At 75.1% G+C, this 17,764-nt stretch carries 14 protein-coding genes and 1 pseudogene; 8 read left to right on the top strand and 7 right to left on the bottom strand.

Annotated features, from left to right (window positions below; all coding sequences use genetic code 11):
• Positions 1–49: 49 nt before the first annotated feature.
• Positions 50–1,702 carry an amidohydrolase gene (locus ACFWUQ_RS12640; RefSeq protein WP_384536709.1) on the top strand — a complete coding sequence of 551 codons (1,653 nt, stop codon included), beginning with the start codon at positions 50–52 and terminating at the stop codon, positions 1,700–1,702.
• 54 nt (positions 1,703–1,756) lie between these two features.
• Here the strand turns inward: ACFWUQ_RS12640 and ACFWUQ_RS12635 are convergent, their stop codons facing one another.
• Positions 1,757–2,911, bottom strand: coding sequence for a DUF3533 domain-containing protein (locus ACFWUQ_RS12635; protein WP_384536706.1), 1,155 nt, complete (start codon positions 2,909–2,911; stop codon positions 1,757–1,759).
• A 166-nt stretch (positions 2,912–3,077) separates the two neighbouring features.
• On the opposite strand from ACFWUQ_RS12635, the pseudogene ACFWUQ_RS12630 reads away from it, so the two are divergent.
• The 3 genes and pseudogenes from ACFWUQ_RS12630 (at position 3,078) to ACFWUQ_RS12620 (ending at position 8,741) form a co-directional block, all read left to right on the top strand.
• Positions 3,078–6,621 (top strand): annotated as a pseudogene (locus tag ACFWUQ_RS12630) (PHP domain-containing protein).
• Between the two features lie 119 nt (positions 6,622–6,740).
• Positions 6,741–7,724, top strand: a complete 984-nt coding sequence (locus ACFWUQ_RS12625; protein WP_384536743.1) for a hypothetical protein — start codon at positions 6,741–6,743, stop codon at positions 7,722–7,724.
• Between the two features lie 156 nt (positions 7,725–7,880).
• On the top strand, positions 7,881–8,741 hold the full coding sequence (locus ACFWUQ_RS12620) for an esterase/lipase family protein (protein WP_384536703.1): 861 nt from the start codon (positions 7,881–7,883) through the stop codon (positions 8,739–8,741).
• A gap of 57 nt (positions 8,742–8,798) precedes the next feature.
• On the opposite strand, the gene ACFWUQ_RS12615 is transcribed toward ACFWUQ_RS12620, so the two are convergent.
• Positions 8,799–9,881 carry a lytic polysaccharide monooxygenase gene (locus tag ACFWUQ_RS12615; protein ID WP_384536700.1) on the bottom strand — a complete coding sequence of 361 codons (1,083 nt, stop codon included), beginning with the start codon at positions 9,879–9,881 and terminating at the stop codon, positions 8,799–8,801.
• 237 nt (positions 9,882–10,118) lie between these two features.
• On the opposite strand from ACFWUQ_RS12615, the gene ACFWUQ_RS12610 reads away from it, so the two are divergent.
• Complete coding sequence (locus ACFWUQ_RS12610) at positions 10,119–10,481, top strand: hypothetical protein (RefSeq protein ID WP_384536698.1); 363 nt, start codon at positions 10,119–10,121, stop codon at positions 10,479–10,481.
• Positions 10,482–10,524: 43 nt separating this feature from the next.
• Here the strand turns inward: ACFWUQ_RS12610 and ACFWUQ_RS12605 are convergent, their stop codons facing one another.
• Together ACFWUQ_RS12605 and ACFWUQ_RS12600 are read right to left on the bottom strand one after the other, a co-directional pair.
• A complete protein-coding gene (locus ACFWUQ_RS12605) occupies positions 10,525–11,010 on the bottom strand; it encodes a DUF402 domain-containing protein (protein ID WP_384536695.1) in 486 nt (161 codons plus the stop codon).
• Positions 11,007–11,948, bottom strand: coding sequence for a GNAT family N-acetyltransferase (locus ACFWUQ_RS12600; protein WP_384536693.1), 942 nt, complete (start codon positions 11,946–11,948; stop codon positions 11,007–11,009). Before ACFWUQ_RS12600 ends, ACFWUQ_RS12605 begins: the two co-directional genes overlap by 4 nt.
• A 70-nt stretch (positions 11,949–12,018) precedes the next feature.
• On the opposite strand from ACFWUQ_RS12600, the gene ACFWUQ_RS12595 reads away from it, so the two are divergent.
• A complete protein-coding gene (locus ACFWUQ_RS12595) occupies positions 12,019–12,408 on the top strand; it encodes a GntR family transcriptional regulator (RefSeq protein WP_384536690.1) in 390 nt (129 codons plus the stop codon).
• Positions 12,409–12,534: 126 nt separating this feature from the next.
• Here ACFWUQ_RS12595 and ACFWUQ_RS12590 read toward each other — a convergent pair whose 3' ends face one another.
• On the bottom strand, positions 12,535–13,632 hold the full coding sequence (locus tag ACFWUQ_RS12590; RefSeq protein ID WP_384536687.1) for a DUF5925 domain-containing protein: 1,098 nt from the start codon (positions 13,630–13,632) through the stop codon (positions 12,535–12,537).
• 208 nt (positions 13,633–13,840) lie between these two features.
• On the opposite strand from ACFWUQ_RS12590, the gene ACFWUQ_RS12585 reads away from it, so the two are divergent.
• On the top strand, positions 13,841–14,644 hold the full coding sequence (locus ACFWUQ_RS12585; RefSeq protein ID WP_384536740.1) for an SGNH/GDSL hydrolase family protein: 804 nt from the start codon (positions 13,841–13,843) through the stop codon (positions 14,642–14,644).
• Positions 14,645–14,705: 61 nt separating this feature from the next.
• Here ACFWUQ_RS12585 and ACFWUQ_RS12580 read toward each other — a convergent pair whose 3' ends face one another.
• Complete coding sequence (locus tag ACFWUQ_RS12580) at positions 14,706–15,860, bottom strand: serine/threonine-protein kinase (protein ID WP_384536684.1); 1,155 nt, start codon at positions 15,858–15,860, stop codon at positions 14,706–14,708.
• Positions 15,861–16,165: 305 nt separating this feature from the next.
• Between ACFWUQ_RS12580 and ACFWUQ_RS12575 the strand changes: the two genes are divergently transcribed.
• Complete coding sequence (locus ACFWUQ_RS12575; protein ID WP_384536681.1) at positions 16,166–16,435, top strand: hypothetical protein; 270 nt, start codon at positions 16,166–16,168, stop codon at positions 16,433–16,435.
• Positions 16,436–16,494: 59 nt separating this feature from the next.
• On the opposite strand, the gene ACFWUQ_RS12570 is transcribed toward ACFWUQ_RS12575, so the two are convergent.
• Positions 16,495–17,706 carry a CaiB/BaiF CoA transferase family protein gene (locus tag ACFWUQ_RS12570; protein WP_384536679.1) on the bottom strand — a complete coding sequence of 404 codons (1,212 nt, stop codon included), beginning with the start codon at positions 17,704–17,706 and terminating at the stop codon, positions 16,495–16,497.
• Positions 17,707–17,764: the final 58 nt, after the last annotated feature.

Raw genomic sequence — 17,764 nt, 5'->3', positions numbered from 1 at the left:
CGTACCTCCGCCCCCGCCCGTACCCCCTGCTGCTCAGGAGCGCCGCCCGATGCCACACCCCTTCCCCGCCGACCTGCTGCTCACCGGGGCCCGGATCCACACCGTGGACCCGGCACTGCCCGAGGCCGAGGCCCTCGCCGTGCACGACGGCGCCATCGTCTGGGTGGGCCCCGACGCCGAGGCCGCCGCCTGGGCCGGCCCCGCCACCGAGCGGATCGACGCGGGCGGCCGCCTGGTGCTGCCCGGCTTCATCGACGCGCACAACCACGTCCGGCTCGGATCCGACGACGCCTGCGTGCAGCTCGCCGGGGTGCGGACCCTGGCCGGCATCCACGAGCGGATCCTGGACTGGCGGCGGGCCCACCCGGACGCCGACTGGATCGAGGCCGAGGCCTTCGACTACTCCGCCGTCCCCGACGGCCGGATGCCGACCGCCGCCGACCTGGACCCGGTCACCGGGGACACCCCCGCGCTCGTGCTCTCGTACGACGTGCACACGGCCTGGCTCAACACGGCGGCCATGCGCCGCCTCGGCGTCACCCGGGACCGTACGGACCTCCCCTTCGGCACCGCCGCCACCGACCCGGGGACCGGCGAACCCACCGGCTTCGTCACCGGCTTCGCCGTCAAGGGCCTGTCCCGGGACGGCCACCGGGCGCTGCGCGAGCTGGGTGTGCCGTGGGCCTCGCCGGACCGCCAGTACGGCCGCCTCGCCAGGAGCCTCGACGACGCCATCGGCTTCGGCATCACCACGGTGGTGGAACCGCAGAACTCCCTCGACGACCTCGGACTGTACGAGCGGGCCCGCGCGGAGGGGCGGCTGCGCTCGCGGATCGTCGCCGCCCTCTTCCACCCCCGGGGCACGACGGAGCTGGAACTCGACGCCTTCGCGGCGGCGGCCCGGATGTACGCCGGGCCGCGGCTGCGGGTCGGCCCGCTCAAGCTGTACATCGACGACGTGGTCGAACCCCGTACGGCCGCCCTGCTGGAGCCGTACACCGGCTGCGGCACGCACCGCGGCGAGACCTTCTACCCGGCCGAGGAGTTCGCGGAGCTGCTGGCGGGGTTGGACGCGCGGGGATTCCAGTGCTTCGTGCACGCCACCGGGGACCGGGGGATCCGGACCGTCCTGGACGCGGTGGAGCACGCCCGGGCCGTCAACGGCCCGCGCGACGCCCGCCACCAGGTGGTGCACGTGGAGTGCCTCGACCCGGCCGACGTACCGCGCTTCGCGGAGCTGGGGGTGGTCGCCTGCATGCAGCCGCGGCACTGCGCGCCGGAGATCGCCGGGCCCGGCCAGGACTGGGCGCGCAACGTGGGCGAGGACCGCTGGCACAAGGCCTGGCCGATGCGGAGCCTGCACGAGGCGGGCGCCGTACTGGCCTTCTCCAGCGACTGGAACGTCGCCGAGATGGACCCGATGATCGGCATCTACACGGCGGTGACGCGCCGCCCCCTGGACGGCGGGGAGCCGTGGCAGCCGGGCGAGACGGTGGACGTGGCGACGGCGGTGCACGGCTACACGATGGGCTCGGCGTACGCCAACTTCCTGGACGGGGAGCGCGGTTCCCTGACGGTGGGCAAGGCCGCCGACTTCGTGGTCCTGTCGCGGAACATCTTCGAGGTCCCGGTGGAGTCCATCCCGGGCACGGTCGCCGAGACGGTGGTGGTCGCGGGCGAGACGGTGCACCGGCGCCGCTGACCCCGGCCCGCCGCCCGCGCGGGGAGCGGTGTGCCTGCGCCGCCGCAGCGGTGGTCACCGCTCGGCGGCGCCGCGGGCGTCCCCGCCCTCGGCGCCCCCCGTGCCGGCGGTGTCGGCGAAGCGGGGTACGGACGGCGCGTCATCGGGCAGCCCGCTGCCCACGGCGGCTCCCGCCCGGCCCCCGCGGAACACCGCGCAGGCCACGGTGACCGCCGCGCCGGCGACCGCCCAGGCGGCCAGCACCAGCGTCGGGCCGCCCGCGCCGTTGCCCTTGAAGTACGCGATGGAGCGCGCGGCGTACGTACCGGCGCCCGGCGGCAGGGCGGGACCGATGGTGCTCCAGAACGGCGGCAGCAGCGGGTACGGGTAGGCCCCGCCCGCGCTCGGGTTGCCGAAGACCACGACCAGCAGGATCGCGAGGCCGATGCCGACCACGCCGGCCAGTCCCTGGAAGGCCAGGGTGATGGCGCCGACCGCGAAGACCACCAGGGTGCCCAGCCCCCACAGGCCCGCGAGCGAGCCGGGCAGCGCGTCGAGCACCGGGCCCGCGATGACCGCGCCGAGCAGTCCGGCGACGACGGCGTACACGAGCAGCGCGCCGAGCCGGATGACGGCGCGGGCGGAGTTCGCGGGCCGGGCGCCCGCGCTGATGGCGAGGATCGCGGCGCACAGGTAGCCGCCCACGCACCAGCCCACGACCAGGTAGAAGGCGCTCAGGCCGCGTCCGTCGCCGGCCGCGGAAGGCGCCACGTCCGTGGTCACGACGGTGCGCCCCTGGCTCTTCTCGACCAGGCCGACGACCTCCTCGACCGCCTGCGCGAGCGAGGCCCCGGCACCTCCCGCGACCAGCAGCCGGTCGGTCGTACCGGACGGGTCGATGATCAGCGCGCCGTCCACGTCGCGGTTGCGGATCCGCGCCAGCGCCGCGGCCTCGTCCTCGACCGCGCGCGCGTCGAGCGGTGTACCGGCGAGCGCGTCGAGCTGCCGTACGGACCGCTCGGCGACCTGCGCGACGGGAGCGGTCACCGCGATCGGGATCTCGTGGGGCTTCGGGTGGTGGAAGGCCCCGATGTAGGAGGTGATGAAGGCGAGCTGCAGGGCCAGCACTCCCAGGACCAGCAGGGCTGCCCGGGTGGTCACGGCGTCCTTGAACTCGGCGAGGAAGCCGCCGGACGGACCTGCGTCAGTGCTCTCGGTGGGCTGGGTCATGCCCCCCACGCTGGGCGGACCGGGAGTACGACGCAGCAGGAGCGGGCCGAATGGATGACCTCTGAGTGCTCGAACATGTGTTTCGCACGTGTATTCGAATTGCTCTATGGTGGAGACGGGGAGAGGACGGGGGAGCTGTTGGATCGAGCGAGGCAGGAGGCCGCGGGTGCCTGGTTTTACGCATCTGCACACCGTTTCGGGGTTCTCCGCGCGCTACGGGGGCTCGCACCCGGAACGGCTGGCGGAGCGTGCCGCCGAGCGGGGCATGGACGCTCTCGCCCTGACCGACCGCGACACCCTGGCGGGCGCGGTGCGGTTCGCCAAGGCGTGCGCGAGGGCCGGCGTCCGGCCGCTGTTCGGGGCGGACCTGGCCGTGTCCGCTGCGCCTACCGCGCCGGCCGGGCCCACCGGCCGGCGCGGCCGCGCCGAGGGTGGGGCCGCCGAGGGTGGCCCGGCCGAGGGTGGCCCCGCCCTGGGCGAGTCCGCGCCGCGGGCCGTCTTCCTGGCCCGGGACGGGGCGGCCGGCTGGGCCGAGCTGTGCCGGATGGTCACCGCCGCCCACGCGGGGGCCGCCCCCGTACCGGCCGCGTCCCCCGAGGGGGAGTCCCGGTCCGGCCGCCGCGCCCGCACCGCCGGCGCCCGACCGGTGGTGCCGCGGGAGGCCCTGCGCGGGGAGGGCGTCCTCGTCCTGCTCGGGCCCGGCTCGGAGGTGGGGCGGGCGCTCGCCGCGGGCCGCCCCGACCGGGCCGCCCGACTGCTCGCGCCCTGGCGCGAGATCTACGGCGACCGGCTGCGCCTGGAGGCCGTCCACCACGGCCGCACCGGCAGCGGGTCCGGCTCGCTCCGGCTGGCCGCCCGTACCGTCGGGTTCGCCGCCGAGCAGGGGGTCCGGGCCGTGCTGACCAACGCCGTCCGGTACGCCGACCCGGGCCAGGGCCCGGTCGCCGACGTCCTCGACGCGGTCCGCCGCCTCGTGCCCGTCGACCCGCGCGGTCCGCTGGACACCGGTGAGCGCTGGCTCAAGGGGCCCGCCGCCATGGCGGAGGCCGCTGAGGCGATCACCCGGGCGGCCGGTCTGCGCCCCGCCGACGCGCGCCGCCTGCTCGCCGAGACCCGGCACACCGCCGAGGCCTGCTCGGTGGAGCCCGAGGGCGATCTCGGTATGGGCTCCATGCACTTCCCCGAGGCCCGGCTGGTCGGCGCGGTCCACCGCAGCGCCCAGCGGGTCCTCGCCTCCCGCGCCTCGGCGGGCATGGTGCTGCGCGGCTACGCGGACGACCGCGCGTACTGGGAGCGGATGCACCAGGAGCTCGACGTCATCGCCCACCACGGCTACGCCCCGTACTTCCTGGCGGTCGCTCACATCGTGGACGACGTACGGGACCTGGGCATCCGAGTGGCCGCCCGCGGCGCCGGCGCCGGCTCGCTCGTCAACCACCTGCTCGGCATCGCGCACGCCGACCCCGTCGCGCACGGTCTGCTGATGGAGCGGTTCCTCACCAAGCGGCGGCGCGTCCTGCCCGACATCGGCATCGACGTGGAGTCCGCCCGCCGGCCGGAGGTCCAACGGCGGATCATCGGCCGGTTCGGCGCGGAGCGCGTCGCGGCCGTCGCCCTGCCCGAGACCTACCGGGTCCGCCACGCCGTCCGCGACGTCGGGGCCGCCCTCTCCCTGGACCCGGACGCCGTCGACCGCCTCGCCACGGCCCTGCCGCAGGCCGGGGCCCGCGACGTCCGCGCGGCCCTGGAGGAGCTCCCGGAACCGCGCGACGTGCGCGGCGAGTCGTACGGGAGGCTGCGGGAGCTCGTCGAGGCGCTGGACGCGCTGCCGCGCGGGACCGCGGTGCACCCGTGCGGGGTGCTGCTCTCCGACGCCTCCCTGCTCACCCGCACGCCGGTGGTTCCCACCGGCGGCGAGGGCCTCCCCATGTCCCAGTTCGGCAAGGACGACGTGGAGGACCTCGGGCTGCCCGCCCTGGACGTGCTGGGCGTACGGATGCAGTCGGCGATGGCGCACGCGGTCGCCGAGATCCGGCGCGGCACGGGGCGGGAGCTGGACCTCGACGACCCGGCGCAGGTGCCGCCGGACGACGGGGGCGCCTTCGAGCTGATCCGCTCGGCCGAGACGCTGGGCTGCTTCCGGATCGAATCGCCGGGCCGCCGCGACCTGGTGCGCCGGCTCCAGCCGTCGACCTTCGACGACCTGGTCGTCGGCGTCTCGCTGTTCCGGCCGGATCCGCAGGGCGCCGACGCGGCGCGCCCGCTCGTCGAGGCCCGGCAGGGGCGGGCGCCGGTGCGCTTCCCGCACCCGGACCTCGCCGACGCGCTGCGCGGGACGTACGGGGTGGTGGTCTTCGACGAGCAGGTCATCGAGATCGTGCACGCCGTGACCGGCTGCGGACGGGAGGAGGCGGACCGGGTGCGGCGCGGCCTGTGCGACCCGCGGTCGCGGGGGGGCGATCAAGGCCTGGTTCGCGGAGGCGGCGCGAGCTCGCGGGTACTCGGCGCAGGAGGCCCGGCGGACCTGGGAGGCCGTGGAGGCCTTCGGGAGCGGCGGCTCCTCCAAGGCGCACGCGGTGGCCTCAGCGGTGCCCGCCCAGCAGTCGGCGTGGCTGAAGGCGCACCACCCGGCGGCGTTCTACGCCGGGCTGCTGACCCACGACCCGGGGAGGTACCCGAAGCGGCTGCTGCTGGCGGACGCGCGGCGGCGGGGCGTGCCCGTTCTGCCGCTGGACGTGAACCGGTCGGCGTCCGCCTCGCGTATCGAACTGGTGTCCGATGAAGCCGGGGTGTGGGGGGTGCGGCTGGGCCTGTCCGACGTCCACGGCATCACCGGTGCCGAGGCGGGCCGGATCGAGGCCGGGCAGCCCTACGCCTCCCTGCGCGACTTCTGGGAGCGGGCGCGGCCGGGCCATCCGCTGGCGCAACGGCTCTCGCAGGTGGGGGCGTTGGACGCGTTCGGTGCCAACCGGCGCGATCTGCTGCTCCACCTGGCGGAACTGCGCGGCGGGCAGCGCCCCGCCGGCGCACGCGGAGTCCCGGGTGCGGGCGGCCGGTACAGCGCCTCCGGCGGGCGGCCCGGCCTGACCGACGCGGAGCGGCTCAGTGCGGAGCTCGGTGTGCTCGGGACGGACACCTCGCGCCACCTGATGGAGGACCACCACACCTTCCTGGCCGAGCTGGGCGTGGTCGCGGCCCGGCGGCTGCGGGACATCGGGCACGGGGAGACCGTCCTGGTCGCGGGCGCCAGGACGGCGACCCGCACCCCGTCGATCCGATCCGGGCGGCGGGTCGTCTTCACGACGCTGGACGACGGCACGGGCCTGGTCGACCTGGCCTTCCTCGACGACAGCCACGACGCGTGCGCGCCCACCGTCTCCCACTCCTTCCTGCTGCTGGTACGCGGCGTGGTGCAGCGTCGGGGGCCGCAGAGCCTGAGCGTGGTGGGAGCGGCGGCGTGGGACCTGGCGGAGCTGGTGGAGCTGCGGGCGGCCGGCGGCCTCGACGCGGTCGCGGCCCGGCTGGCGGCCACCGGCGGCCGGACCGGCGGCGCGGGCGGCGGCGGGCTTGCCCCGGACCCGGCCGGAGGCCGGCGGACCCGGCCGTCCGCGGGGTACGGCGCCCACCCCGGGGCGGACGTCCGGCCCCCGGGCGACGGCCCCGCGGCCGGACGCAAGCTGTGGCACTCCAGCTCCGGGAGCGCGGGATGAGCACGGGTACGGGCGGGATCCCGGGCGCGGGTACGGGTGCGGGCACCGGCGCGGGCACGGGCACCGGCGCGGCGGCCGGCACCGGCGCGGGCCGTGGCGCGGCCCCGGGAGCCGCGGTGATGTGCCTGCGGCTGCACCGGCCCGACGGGGTCCCCGTCGGGGCGCCGGAGTACGCCGGGGTGCTCGCGCTGCTCGGCGGCTTCACCCCCGACGTGCAGGCGCTGCCGCCCGACACCGCCCTCGCCGACATCCGGGCCGCGCTGCGGTACTTCGGCTGCGACGCCGGCCGGCTGGCCGCCGTGGTCCGGGTCCGGGCCCTGGCGCTGTACGGCGTGGACTGCACCGCCGGGGTGGCCGGGAACCCCATGCTGGCCCGGGCCGCCGTCCGGGAGGCCCGCCCCGGCGGGGCCCTGGTGGTACCCGCCGAGCCGGCCGCCGTGCGCGAGTTCCTGGCCGGCAAGCCCGCCACCGCCCTCGACGGGGTCGGCCCCGGCACCGCCCGCACCCTGTGCTCGTACGGCCTGGACTCCGTCGGCCGGATCGCCGCGGCCCCGCCCGCGACCCTGCGGCGGATCCTCGGCGCCCGGCTCGGCCGCGAGGTGCACGAGCGGGCCCAGGGGATCGACCGGACCCCCGTCCGGCCGGGGGCGGCCGCTTCCGCCGTAGCCGCCGAGCGGGCTTTCGACCGGGACGAGCTGGATCCCGTACGGCACCGGCGGGCGCTGCTCTCGCTGACCGAGGAGCTCGGAGCGAAGCTTCGTACACAAAGCGGCCGGGGGCAGGTCTGCCGCACCCTCGCGCTCACCGTCCGCTGCGCCGACCGCACCGTGCTGACGCGGACCCGCACCCTGGCCGAACCCACCGCGCACTCCGACACCCTGACCGAAGCGGCCTACGCCCTCTACACCGGGCTGGGCCTCCAGCGGGCCCGGGTTCGCGCACTGGCCCTGCGGGCCGAGGGGCTGGCCCCGGCCGAAGGGGCCGCGAGGCAGCTGAGCCTCGACCCGCAGGACGAGAGGGCGCGCCGCCTGGAGGCCGTCACGGACCGGGTCCGGGTCCGCTTCGGACCGCACGTCATCGCCCGCGGCACGCTCGCCGCATAACGGCAGCGGCGCGAGACACAGGAGTTTTTACCGACGCGTAACTTCCCAGTCCTGCTACTCGCCCGTAATTTAGCGGCAGCAGCCCCCTTGTGATCCGGATCACGGGACGAATCCCCACGCCCATCCCCTTGACCCCACCCGCAAGGAGATCACTCGATGCTGCCCTGGAGACGCCTGCTCCGCCCGCTGGCCGTCCTCGTCCTCACCGCCGCCGCGCTCGTCGCCCCCACCGGCGCCGCACAGGCCGCGTCCGCCCCCAGCAGCGGCTGGAACAACTGGTCGTGCAAACCGTCCGCCGCCCACCCGCGCCCCGTCGTGCTCGTGCACGGGACCTTCGGCAACTCCGTCGACAACTGGCTCGGCCTCGCGCCGTACCTCGCGCACCGCGGGTACTGCGTCTACTCGCTCGACTACGGGCAGCTGCCCGGCGTGCCCTTCTTCCACGGGCTCGGCCCCATCGACAAGTCCGCCGGCCAGCTCGACGTCTTCGTCGACAAGGTGCTCGCGTCCACCGGCTCGGCCGAGACCGACATCATCGGTCACTCGCAGGGCGGCATGATGCCCCGCTACTACCTGAAGTTCCTCGGCGGCGCCGACAAGGTCAACGCGCTGATCGGGCTGGCTCCCGACAACCACGGCACCACCCTGCTCGGCCTCACCAAGCTGCTGCCGTTCTTCCCGGGCGCCGAGGACCTGATCAGCTCCGCGACGCCGGGCCTCGCCGACCAGATCGCCGGATCGGCCTTCCTGACCAAGCTGAACGAGGGCGGGGACACGGTGCCCGGCGTGCGGTACACGGTGATCTCCACCATGTACGACCAGGTGGTCACGCCGTACCGGAGCCAGTTCCTCGACGGGTCGAACGTGCGCAACGTCGTGCTCCAGGACCTGTGCGCCGTCGACTTCTCCGAGCACGTCGCCATCGGGCTCACCGACCGGATCGCCTGGCACGAGGCGCTCAACGCCCTCGACCCGACCCACGCCGAACGGACCACCTGCGCGTCGGTCTTCGACTGACGACGCACGGGCGGTCCGTCCGGTAACGCGTCACCGGCTACCAGTGCTGGGACCGTCCTAGCCGCCGTGGCGGCCCGTCGTCGTCGCACGGCGACGGGCCAGCCCGAACAGCACGGCCGCGCCGACGGCGAGGACGCCGGCCCCGCCGATCGCGATGACCGGGGTGGCGCCGCTGCCGCCGGTCTCGGCGAGGGCCTCGCCCTGCGCGGGCCGCTGCGCGCCGACGGGCACGGCGGCCGGCTCCCCGTTCGTCCTCGGGTCGTTGTCGCCGTGACCGTTGTGCTCCACGCTGGACTTGCCCGCGCCGTCGGCGATCTGCTGGTCCGTCGGGGCCGAGGGCTGCTCGGCCGGCGCGGTGGCCGGCTGCTCCGTACCGGGCGCGGTGCTCGGTGCGGCGCCCGGCTTCGTGCTGGGCCGGGTGGTCGGCTGGGCGCTCAGGCCGCCCGTGGAGCCGCCGTTGCCGCCGCCCCCGGTGCCGCCGTTGTCCTTGCCGAAGACCACGTCCGAGCAGGTGTAGAAGGCCTCCGGGCTGTCCGAGCGCTGCCAGACGCTGTAGACCAGGTGCCGGCCGGACTTCTTCGGGACGGTGCCGGAGAACACGTAGTCGCCGTTCTGCATGCCCGGGTCGGTGACCTTCGCGAACGGCGCGGCCTCCAGGTCCGACCACGCGAGCGGCTTCGACGGGTCGTACCCGTCCTTCGTCACGTACAGCTCGAACGAACCGCGGTGGGGCGCGGTCCCCTTGTAGCGGAACGTGTGGGGACCGGCCGCGAGCGGGCTCGCCGGCCAGTCGGCGCGCGCCAGGTCGAGCCCCTTGTACTTGCTGTTGCCCGCCGAGCACAGCTGCCCGTCGGGGATCAGCTCCTTGCTCCGGCCGGCCGCGTTGGCGATGTTCACCTCGTTCCAGTCGTAGAACGCCTGGGTGCCGCTCGCCGCGACCGCCGCCTTGCAGGCCGCCGACTTCGGCGACTCCGGGCCCTCCGCGTAGCACGCCGCCACCCGGCTGACCGGGTCCGTCATCGACCCGTGGGCGACCGCGGGGGCGGCGGCGTACGCGGCCACGGCGAGCGGGGCCAGGCCGGCGGCGGCGATACGGGTCAGGGCGCGGGCGGAGGCGGCGGGGGTGCGGCGTGCGGGCATGAGGGTCTCCTTCGGCACAAGGCTGGGGCGCGCCATCGGGAGGGGCTGGGCGGCGCCGTCCCTCGCGGGTCCCGGCACCGCCTCCGGCCCTCCCTGGCCCCGCCAAGCTAGCCCCCGCCGGCGCGTCCACCACCCCCTCGCCGCCCCCGCGGCCGATCCTTAGGGCGGCTTTAAGGAAGCGGTAAGAGGGGGCTCAGGAAACCGGGTTGCCGGCCGCCGTGGGGCTACCCTCCGAGGATGCAGCGAGCTGAGGTCCTCAAGCGAGTCATCGGCATCCTCACGGAGGCCCAGGAGATCCGCCGAGCGGCGGAGGCCGGCGAGGACGACTCCGGCCCCGACACGGAGACGGGCGTGGTCACCAACCTGCTGAACGAGATGCTGCCCTCGATCAGCGTGCCGGCCGACGCCACCCCCCAGCAGGTGGCCCGCCTGGTCGCGGAGGCGCTCGGCCCCGCTTTGCAGACCATGGTCGCCGGCTTCAGCCTGGCCTTCACCAGCCTCGCCATCGTGCACGACGACGGCCGCACGGACGTGACGGCGGTCGAAGTCCTGCAGAAGCTCGCCCTCGAAGTGGAGGCCGGCTACTTCGACGAGGACTGAGCCCCCGCACCCGCCCGGCCGCGCACCCGCCCGCCGCTCCCCGTCACTTGAGGAGGGCGGCCAGGCCGGCCGGGGTGCGGGCCTGGTCGTCCAGGGCGTCGAGGGCGCGGACGGCCTGGGCCGCCGCCTCCGGATCGCCGGCGGCGAGCCCGCTCGCGGCGAACTCGTCCTCGTCCAGCCGCAGTACGCGGGACCCGTCCGCCGAGACCCACAGGTCGAGGTCCAGGTCCTCCACGAAGATCTCCCCGCTGCGGATCACCGCCGGGCGCGTGACGTCGCAGTACCAGCCCTTGAGGACGCCGTCGCCGGTCCACACCTCCTTGACCGCGTACCAGCGGGTCCGCCAGAAGTGCTCCACGAACACGTCGCCCGGCTCGAAGCGCACGAACCCGAAGTCCCGTACGCCCTCCGCCGCCCAGGGTGCGCGGACCGAGATCCGGTCGCCGTCGTCGGCGACGGCCGCCGCCGGGTACCGGATCTTGACGCGTCCCGCCTTGACCAGAACGACGGTCAGCTGCTGCCCGCTCATCGTGCCCCCAGCTTCCTCGTGAAGCGCGTCTCCGTCGCGCAGACCTCGTACCCGAACGCCTTGTTGACAGCCAGCATCGGCGCGTTGCCCGTGTCGTTCCCCGTGAACGCCTCCGTGTACCCGGCCGCGCGGGCCCGGTGCAGCGACACCGTCTTGGCCAGCTTGGCCAGGCCCCGCCCCCGGAAGGCGCGCAGGGTGCCGGTCATGGCCGAGCCGTAGCGGGTGGCGCCGTCCGTCTGCGCGGCGCTGAACGCCGCCACCGCGCCGTCGACCAGGACGACGGTGGTCAGGTCCCGGTCGAGGGACGGGTTGGCCCAGGTGTGCCGGAGCCAGTCCTCGTAGTCGTCGAGGGCGGCCCCGACGTCACCCGGTTCGTCGGCGGTTACCTCCGCGTCGGCCTCGAACAGCGGGCGCGGATCGGCGGCGAAGGCGGAGCCGGGCCGCACCTCGACCCCGGCCGGCAGGGCGTCCGGCAGCGGGGGCAGCGCGGCGGTGGCGAGGTCCAGCCGCAGGAAGTGCGCCGAGCGGCCGGGGCGGTAGCCGCGCCGCTCGGCGAAGGCCCGGTGGGCGGGCTCGTCCAGCACCCAGGCGTACACCTCCTCGGCGCCCCGGGCGGCGAGGTGCTCCTCGGCGGTGCGCAGCAGGCGCCGGCCCGCGCCGAGGCCCCGGTGCGCGGGGTCGACGTACACGTTGACGAACGACCGGCCGGGCTCGGGGCTCTCGTAGGCGATGCCGACCTGGGCGGTGCCGATGACGCGGCCGTCGGCGGTCTCGGCGACGAGGAGGCGGTAGTGCTTGTCGGGGTGGGCGCAGGACAGCTCGAAGGCGACCGAGGTCCCGGTGGTGATCATGAACGGCAGTGCGGCACGGCGCACCCGGGCGACGGACTCCGCGTCCTGGAGGTCGCCCGGGCGGAGGTCGCGGATCGATACGGTCATGGGCCGACGCTACGTCCGCATGTGCGCCCGGCGCCCCCCAATAAACCGCCGATGGGGAACAATCGGGCCCGTGACCTCGACGAACCTGAAGATCGCCATCGACGGCTCGGCCGGCTCGGCCGCCCCGTACGAACAGCTGCGCGCGCAGATCGCGGACCGGGCCCGATCGGGCCGGCTGCCGGCCGGCTTCAAGCTGCCGACGGTGCGGGGGCTGGCGGAGGACCTGGGGCTGGCCGCCAACACGGTCGCGAAGGCGTACCGGGCGCTGGAGGCGGACGGGGTGGTCGAGACGCGGGGCCGCAACGGCACGTTCGTCGCGGCCGCCGGCGAGGGCGCCGCCCGCGAGGCGGCCGCGGCGGCTCAGGCGTTCGCGGAACGGGCCCACCGGTTGGGCCTGACCCGCGCGGAGGCCCTCGCCGCGGCCACGGAAGCCCTGCGCGCCCGCTACGCCACCCCGTAGCGCCGGGGGTCGGCCGGCGTGTGCGGCGCGGGTACGGGCGGAGCCCGGCGAGCCCGCTACCGGGACCGCCCCGGACCAGTGGCCGTCCGGACCGGTGGCCGTCCGTACCTCCGGCCCCGCCGGGGGCTAGAGGTACAGGCCGGCTTCCGCGGTGTGCGGCTGCGGCGGCAGCACCGCCGCCGGCCCCGTACCGCGCCGCAGGGCGAACAGCTCCGCCAGGCTGGCACCCTCGCGGGGCACCCCCTCGTCCGTGCCCAGCCAGTCCACCGCCTCGCGGTGGGTCAGCCGGCCGACCTCGATCCGTGCCAGGCAGCGCCCCGGCCGGACCACCGCCGGGTGCAGACGCTCCAGGTCCTCGTTCGTGGTGACGCCGACCAGGACGTTGCGGCCCTGCCCCAGCAGACCGTCCGTCAGGTTCAGCAGCCGCGACAGCGCCTGCCCCGCCGTGTGGCGCGCCTCGCCTCGGATCAGCTCGTCGCAGTCCTCCAGCAGCAGCAGCCGCCACCGGCCCTTGGCCGTACCCTCGTCCTCGCCGATCGCGATGTCCATCAGGTACCCGACGTCGTTGAACAGCCGCTCCGGGTCCAGGACGCAGTCCACCTGGCACCAGTCGCGCCACGAGCGCGCCAGCGTGCGCAGGGCCGAGGTCTTGCCGGTACCGGGCGGCCCGTGCAGCAGCAGCAGCCGCCCGGCGATGTCGTCCGGGGTCACCTTCATCAGCCGGTCCATCGCCCCCGCCACGGGCGCGGTGTAGTTGGGCCGCACCTCGGGCCAGGTACCGGCGGCGATCTGGCGGGTGGTCCGGTACGGGCCGCGCCGCGGGGAGACGTACCAGAACCCCATCGTCACGTTCTCGGGCTGCGGTTCGGGGTCGTCCTGCGCCCCCGCCGTCGCCTCGCCGAGCACGTTCGCGGCGAGGTCGTCGCTGACCGCCGTCACCGTGACGTCCGCGCCCCGGCTCCAGCGGGAGACGAGCATGGTCCAACCCTCGCCCTCCGCGAGGACGGCGCTGCGGTCGCTGTCGCGCGCCGAGCGCAAGATGCTGGCCCCGGGCGGCAGCAGGCTGGCCTCCGCCTTGACGCGGTCGATCGAGACGCTGTGCGAGAACGGCTGCTCGCCGGACGCGAACCGGCCGAGGAACAGCGCGTCGACGACGTCCGACGGTGAATCGCTGTCGTCGACGTTGAGCCGGATCGGCAGCGCGTCATGCGGGTTGGCTGGCATGGCGCCCATGATCCGGCACACCGTGCCCCCGTGCACGCGTGTTTCGCCGGAACGAGTGCTCGGATTCCCTCTTCAAACGCGTGGGCCGTGAAGGTTCGGACCGTAATCCGCCGCAAAACATTCTTGGCATGGACACTTACAGAAGTCCTCGGCTCCTTGTACCACGGACTCAGGAGTAACCCCCACAAGGAGCCGCATCCCCATGAGCATGAGACTGACGCGCTTCGCAGCCCTGACCTCCACCCTGTTACTCGCCGCGGGCACCGCCCTGTTCGGCGCCGGCCAGGCGTCCGCCGCCCAGGCCGACTTCGGCTACGTCGCCCTCGGCGACTCCTACTCCTCCGGCGTCGGCGCCGGCAACTACGACAGCGGGAGCGGCAACTGCAAACGAACCCCCCGCGCCTACCCGGCCCTGTGGGCCGCCGCCCACTCCCCGCAGACCTTCTCCTTCACCGCCTGCTCCGGTGCCCGCACGGGTGACGTCCTCAACGGCCAGCTCGGCCCGCTGAACTCCGGTACCGACCTGGTGTCCGTCACCGTCGGAGGCAACGACGCCGGATTCTCCGACGTCATGACGACCTGTGTGCTCCAGTCGGAGTCCACCTGCGTCAACCGCGTCAACCAGGCCAAGGCGTACGTCGACTCCACCCTCCCCGGCCAACTCGACCAGGTCTACGGCGCCATCGACAGCCGCGCGCCGAACGCGCGTGTCGTCGTCCTCGGCTATCCCCGCTTCTACAAGCTCAACGGCACCTGCACCGCCGGCCTCAGCGAGGGCGAACGGGCCGCCATCAACGGCGCGGCCGACTACCTCAACGCCGCCATCGCCAAGCGCGCCGCCGACCACGGCTTCACCTTCGCCTCGGTCGCCGGAGCCTTCACGGGCCACGAGATCTGCTCCGGCAGCGCGTGGCTGCACAGCGTCAACTGGCTGAACATCGGCGAGTCGTACCACCCCACCGCCGCCGGGCAGTCCAGCGGCTACCTGCCGGTCTTCACCAACGCCGCCTGAACGGAGCGCACCGCAGGGCACCACAGCGCAGGGTGAGCAGGGGGCCCCGGCCCGGGGCCTCCTACTCCAGCAGCAGCCATCCGAGCACGCCCACCGCCAGCAGCACGAAGACGACACCGACGGCGAGGACCAGCGCCGCCCGCCCCGGCCGCGGCGCCGGATCCCGCCCCGCGGCCCCGGCCGCCGGGGCCGGCGGCGAGTCCCCGGAGTCCCCGGAGTCCCCGGAGCCCCCGGAGCCCCCGGAGCCCCCGGCGTCGCCCCCGCCCCCGCCGCCGTGCCCGTCCCCACTCCCGCGTCGGTGCGGCGCGGTGTCCGCGGCGGCGGGTCCCGACTCCGGCCCGCCCGGGGCCCGTACGGCGCCGCCCGCGCCCAGCACCCGCAGCATCCCGGCCGCCTCGCCCGCCGACAGCCGGGCGGCGGGATCCTTGCGCAGCAGCCCCTCCAGTACCGGTTCCAGGGGTCCGGCCCTGCGCGGCGCCGGCACCTCGCCCTCCAGTACGGCCCGCAGCGTGTCCGCCCGGTCCGCCCGGCGGAACGGCGATATCCCCTCGACGGCCACGTACAGCAGCACCCCGAGGGCCCACAGGTCGGACCGCGGCCCGGGATCGCCCCCCGACACCCGCTCCGGCGCCAGGTATTCGGGGGAGCCCGCCGTCCCGCCCGCGGCGGTGGGCCCCGGGGACCCCTGCGGGACCGCGACCCCGAAATCGCTCAGCAGCACCCGACCGTCGTTGGCGAGCAGAATGTTGCCGGGCTTGACGTCCCCGTGCAGTACCCCGGAGTCGTGCGCGGCGCGCAGCGCCGCGAGCACCTGCTCCCCGATGTGCGCGGCCCGCTGAGGGGGCATCGGCCCCTCCGCCTCCAGTACCTCCGCCAGCGACAGCCCGCGCACCAGCTCCATCACGATCCAGGGCCGCCCGTCCTCGGAGGCCACGTCGTGGACCGTGACGACCCCCCGGTGCGAGATCCGGGCCGCTGCCCAGGCCTCCCGCTCCAACCGGCGGTACAGGCGCTGGAGTTCGGCCGCCTCCAGGCCCGCCGGCGCCCGTACCTCCTTCACGGCGACGTCGCGGGCCAGGACCTCGTCCCGCGCCCGCCACACGAGACCCGTCACGCCGCGGCCGAGCGGCTCCAGCAGCCGGTAGCGGCCCGATATGAGACGTTCGGCCCCTGGATCCCCGCCGGTGTCGCGCACGTCACTCACATTTCCGCTCATGCGAGCCCCCCTGTGTGTCCCCGCGCTGTGTGCCCCTGTGCGCCCCCGCGCACCCACAGGTCACTGGTTGATCACTCCAAGTTAGCGCAGTGGGCCGGAAGTGGCGCCCGTCGTGACGTGACTTGCACCGACAGTTCCGAGGCCCTCGAAACCTGTGCGGAGAGTGACGGTCGACTCCACTGAGTAATCGTCAACTCCCCGTCGCCACAGGGGTAATTCACACCACCGGGATACCCGGGGGCGACCCGGGGGCGATAGGGTTAACCTGCCCGGGCCGGGTGCCCTCGTACGGGTGGGGAGAGAACATGGAACAGATAGCAATGCGCAGCAGGCCGCCTCGCGTGCCTGCCATCACCTGCGGCAGCGGTGCGACCAGTTCGCGCCTCGACCGCCATCTCGCCGTGCTGGGCGGACCCGCCGTCCCGCACCGGGAGGCCGCCGAGGCGACGCTCCTGATGCGCGAGCTCACCTCCCGCGACCACACGCACCGTCTGCGGAGCCGGAGCGCGCGTGTGTCGCTCTTCGCGCCGCTGCGCCGTCTGCGTCGCACGCTCTTCGGCAGCCGCCGCTTGTAACTGCCGCAACCCTTGGGGCCGTTCACCGTCCGGCCCCCGGCACCTCCGGCTCCCCGGCCCTACGCGACCACACCGTCCCGGCGCAGCGCTGAGATCTGCTCGTCCGACATCCCCAGGGCGTGCAGCAGGGCTCCGGTGTGCTCGCCCAGCGCGGGCACCGCACCCATGTGCGGTGCCGCGCTGTCCGGCAGTCCGATCGGCGGCAGCAGGGCCCGCAGCGGACCGGCCGGTGAACCCACCTCCCGCCAGCGGTCGCGCGCCGCCAGCTGCGGATGCCCCGCCAGCTGCGCCACCGAGTTCAGCCGTGCACACGCGATCCCCGCCGCCTCCAGCCGCCGGATCGCCTCGTCCGCGCCCAGCCGGCCCAGCGCCCGTGCGACCACCGCGTCGGTCTCCGCGCGGTTCGCGGTGCGCGCCGCGTTCGTCGCGTACGCCGGGTCGTCCGCCAACCGCGGTGCGTCCAGGACCTGTTCGGTGAGCCGGCGCCATTCGCGGTCGTTCTGTACCGAGAGCAGCACCCGGTCGCCGTCGGCCGTCGGGTAGGCGTCGTAGGGCGCGATCACCGCGTGCGCCAGCCCGGTCCGCGCGGGCTGCTGCCCGCCGTGCATCGTGTGGTGCAGCGGGTGCCCCATCCACTCGGCGAGCGCGTCGAGCATGGACACCTCCACCCTGCCCCCGCGCCCGGTGGTGCCGCGCCGCAGCAGCGCGGCCAGCACACCCGAGAACGCGTACATGGCCGCCGCGATGTCCGCGGCCGGGATCCCCGCCTTGACGGGCTGCTCCGGGGTGCCGGTCACCGACACCAGTCCCGCCTCGCACTGCACGAGCATGTCGTAGGCGCGTTTGTGCGCGTACGGGCCCTGCGCACCGTAGCCGGACACGTCCACGGCGACCAGCCTCGGGTAACGGGCGCAGAGCGCGGCGGAGTCGATCCCCAGCCGGGCGGCGGCTCCGTGCGCGAGGTTCTGGACGAAGACGTCCGCGTCGGCCAGCAGGCCGTGCAGGACCTCCAGCCCGCGCGGGTCCTTCAGGTCGAGCGCGATCGACTCCTTGCCACGGTTCGCCCAGACGAAGTGCGAGGCGAGGCCGTGCGCGGCGGTGTCGTAGGCGCGCGCGAAGTCGCCGCCGTCGGGACGCTCGACCTTGATCACCCGGGCGCCGAGGTCGGCGAGCTGGCGGGTGGCGAAGGGGGCCGAGACGGCCTGTTCGACGGCGACGACGGTAAGTCCGTGCAGGGGGAGGGGCTCGGGCTGGTGCGTGTCAGTGCTCATGTCAGCCGTGCCTACCCGGTCCGGCCGCTCCTGTCACCCCGCTGAGGGTGAACGGCGG

This window comes from Streptomyces sp. NPDC058662, from assembly GCF_042716255.1.
Lineage (GTDB): Bacteria > Actinomycetota > Actinomycetes > Streptomycetales > Streptomycetaceae > Streptomyces.
The sequence above is the reverse complement of the archived record's forward strand: the minus strand, read 5'-3'. Positions and strand labels throughout refer to the sequence as shown.

What these genes read in the sequence shown, in the direction of transcription:
- ACFWUQ_RS12640 (WP_384536709.1), top strand. Translation starts at nt 50, where the DNA reads ATGCCACACCCCTTCCCCGCCGACCTGCTGCTCACCGGGGCCCGGATC.
- ACFWUQ_RS12635 (WP_384536706.1), bottom strand. Translation starts at nt 2,911, where the DNA reads ATGACCCAGCCCACCGAGAGCACTGACGCAGGTCCGTCCGGCGGCTTC.
- ACFWUQ_RS12625 (WP_384536743.1), top strand. Translation starts at nt 6,741, where the DNA reads ATGTGCCTGCGGCTGCACCGGCCCGACGGGGTCCCCGTCGGGGCGCCG.
- ACFWUQ_RS12620 (WP_384536703.1), top strand. Translation starts at nt 7,881, where the DNA reads ATGCTGCCCTGGAGACGCCTGCTCCGCCCGCTGGCCGTCCTCGTCCTC.
- ACFWUQ_RS12615 (WP_384536700.1), bottom strand. Translation starts at nt 9,881, where the DNA reads ATGCCCGCACGCCGCACCCCCGCCGCCTCCGCCCGCGCCCTGACCCGT.
- ACFWUQ_RS12610 (WP_384536698.1), top strand. Translation starts at nt 10,119, where the DNA reads ATGCAGCGAGCTGAGGTCCTCAAGCGAGTCATCGGCATCCTCACGGAG.
- ACFWUQ_RS12605 (WP_384536695.1), bottom strand. Translation starts at nt 11,010, where the DNA reads ATGAGCGGGCAGCAGCTGACCGTCGTTCTGGTCAAGGCGGGACGCGTC.
- ACFWUQ_RS12600 (WP_384536693.1), bottom strand. Translation starts at nt 11,948, where the DNA reads ATGACCGTATCGATCCGCGACCTCCGCCCGGGCGACCTCCAGGACGCG.
- ACFWUQ_RS12590 (WP_384536687.1), bottom strand. Translation starts at nt 13,632, where the DNA reads ATGCCAGCCAACCCGCATGACGCGCTGCCGATCCGGCTCAACGTCGAC.
- ACFWUQ_RS12585 (WP_384536740.1), top strand. Translation starts at nt 13,841, where the DNA reads ATGAGACTGACGCGCTTCGCAGCCCTGACCTCCACCCTGTTACTCGCC.
- ACFWUQ_RS12580 (WP_384536684.1), bottom strand. Translation starts at nt 15,860, where the DNA reads ATGAGCGGAAATGTGAGTGACGTGCGCGACACCGGCGGGGATCCAGGG.
- ACFWUQ_RS12575 (WP_384536681.1), top strand. Translation starts at nt 16,166, where the DNA reads ATGGAACAGATAGCAATGCGCAGCAGGCCGCCTCGCGTGCCTGCCATC.
- ACFWUQ_RS12570 (WP_384536679.1), bottom strand. Translation starts at nt 17,706, where the DNA reads ATGAGCACTGACACGCACCAGCCCGAGCCCCTCCCCCTGCACGGACTT.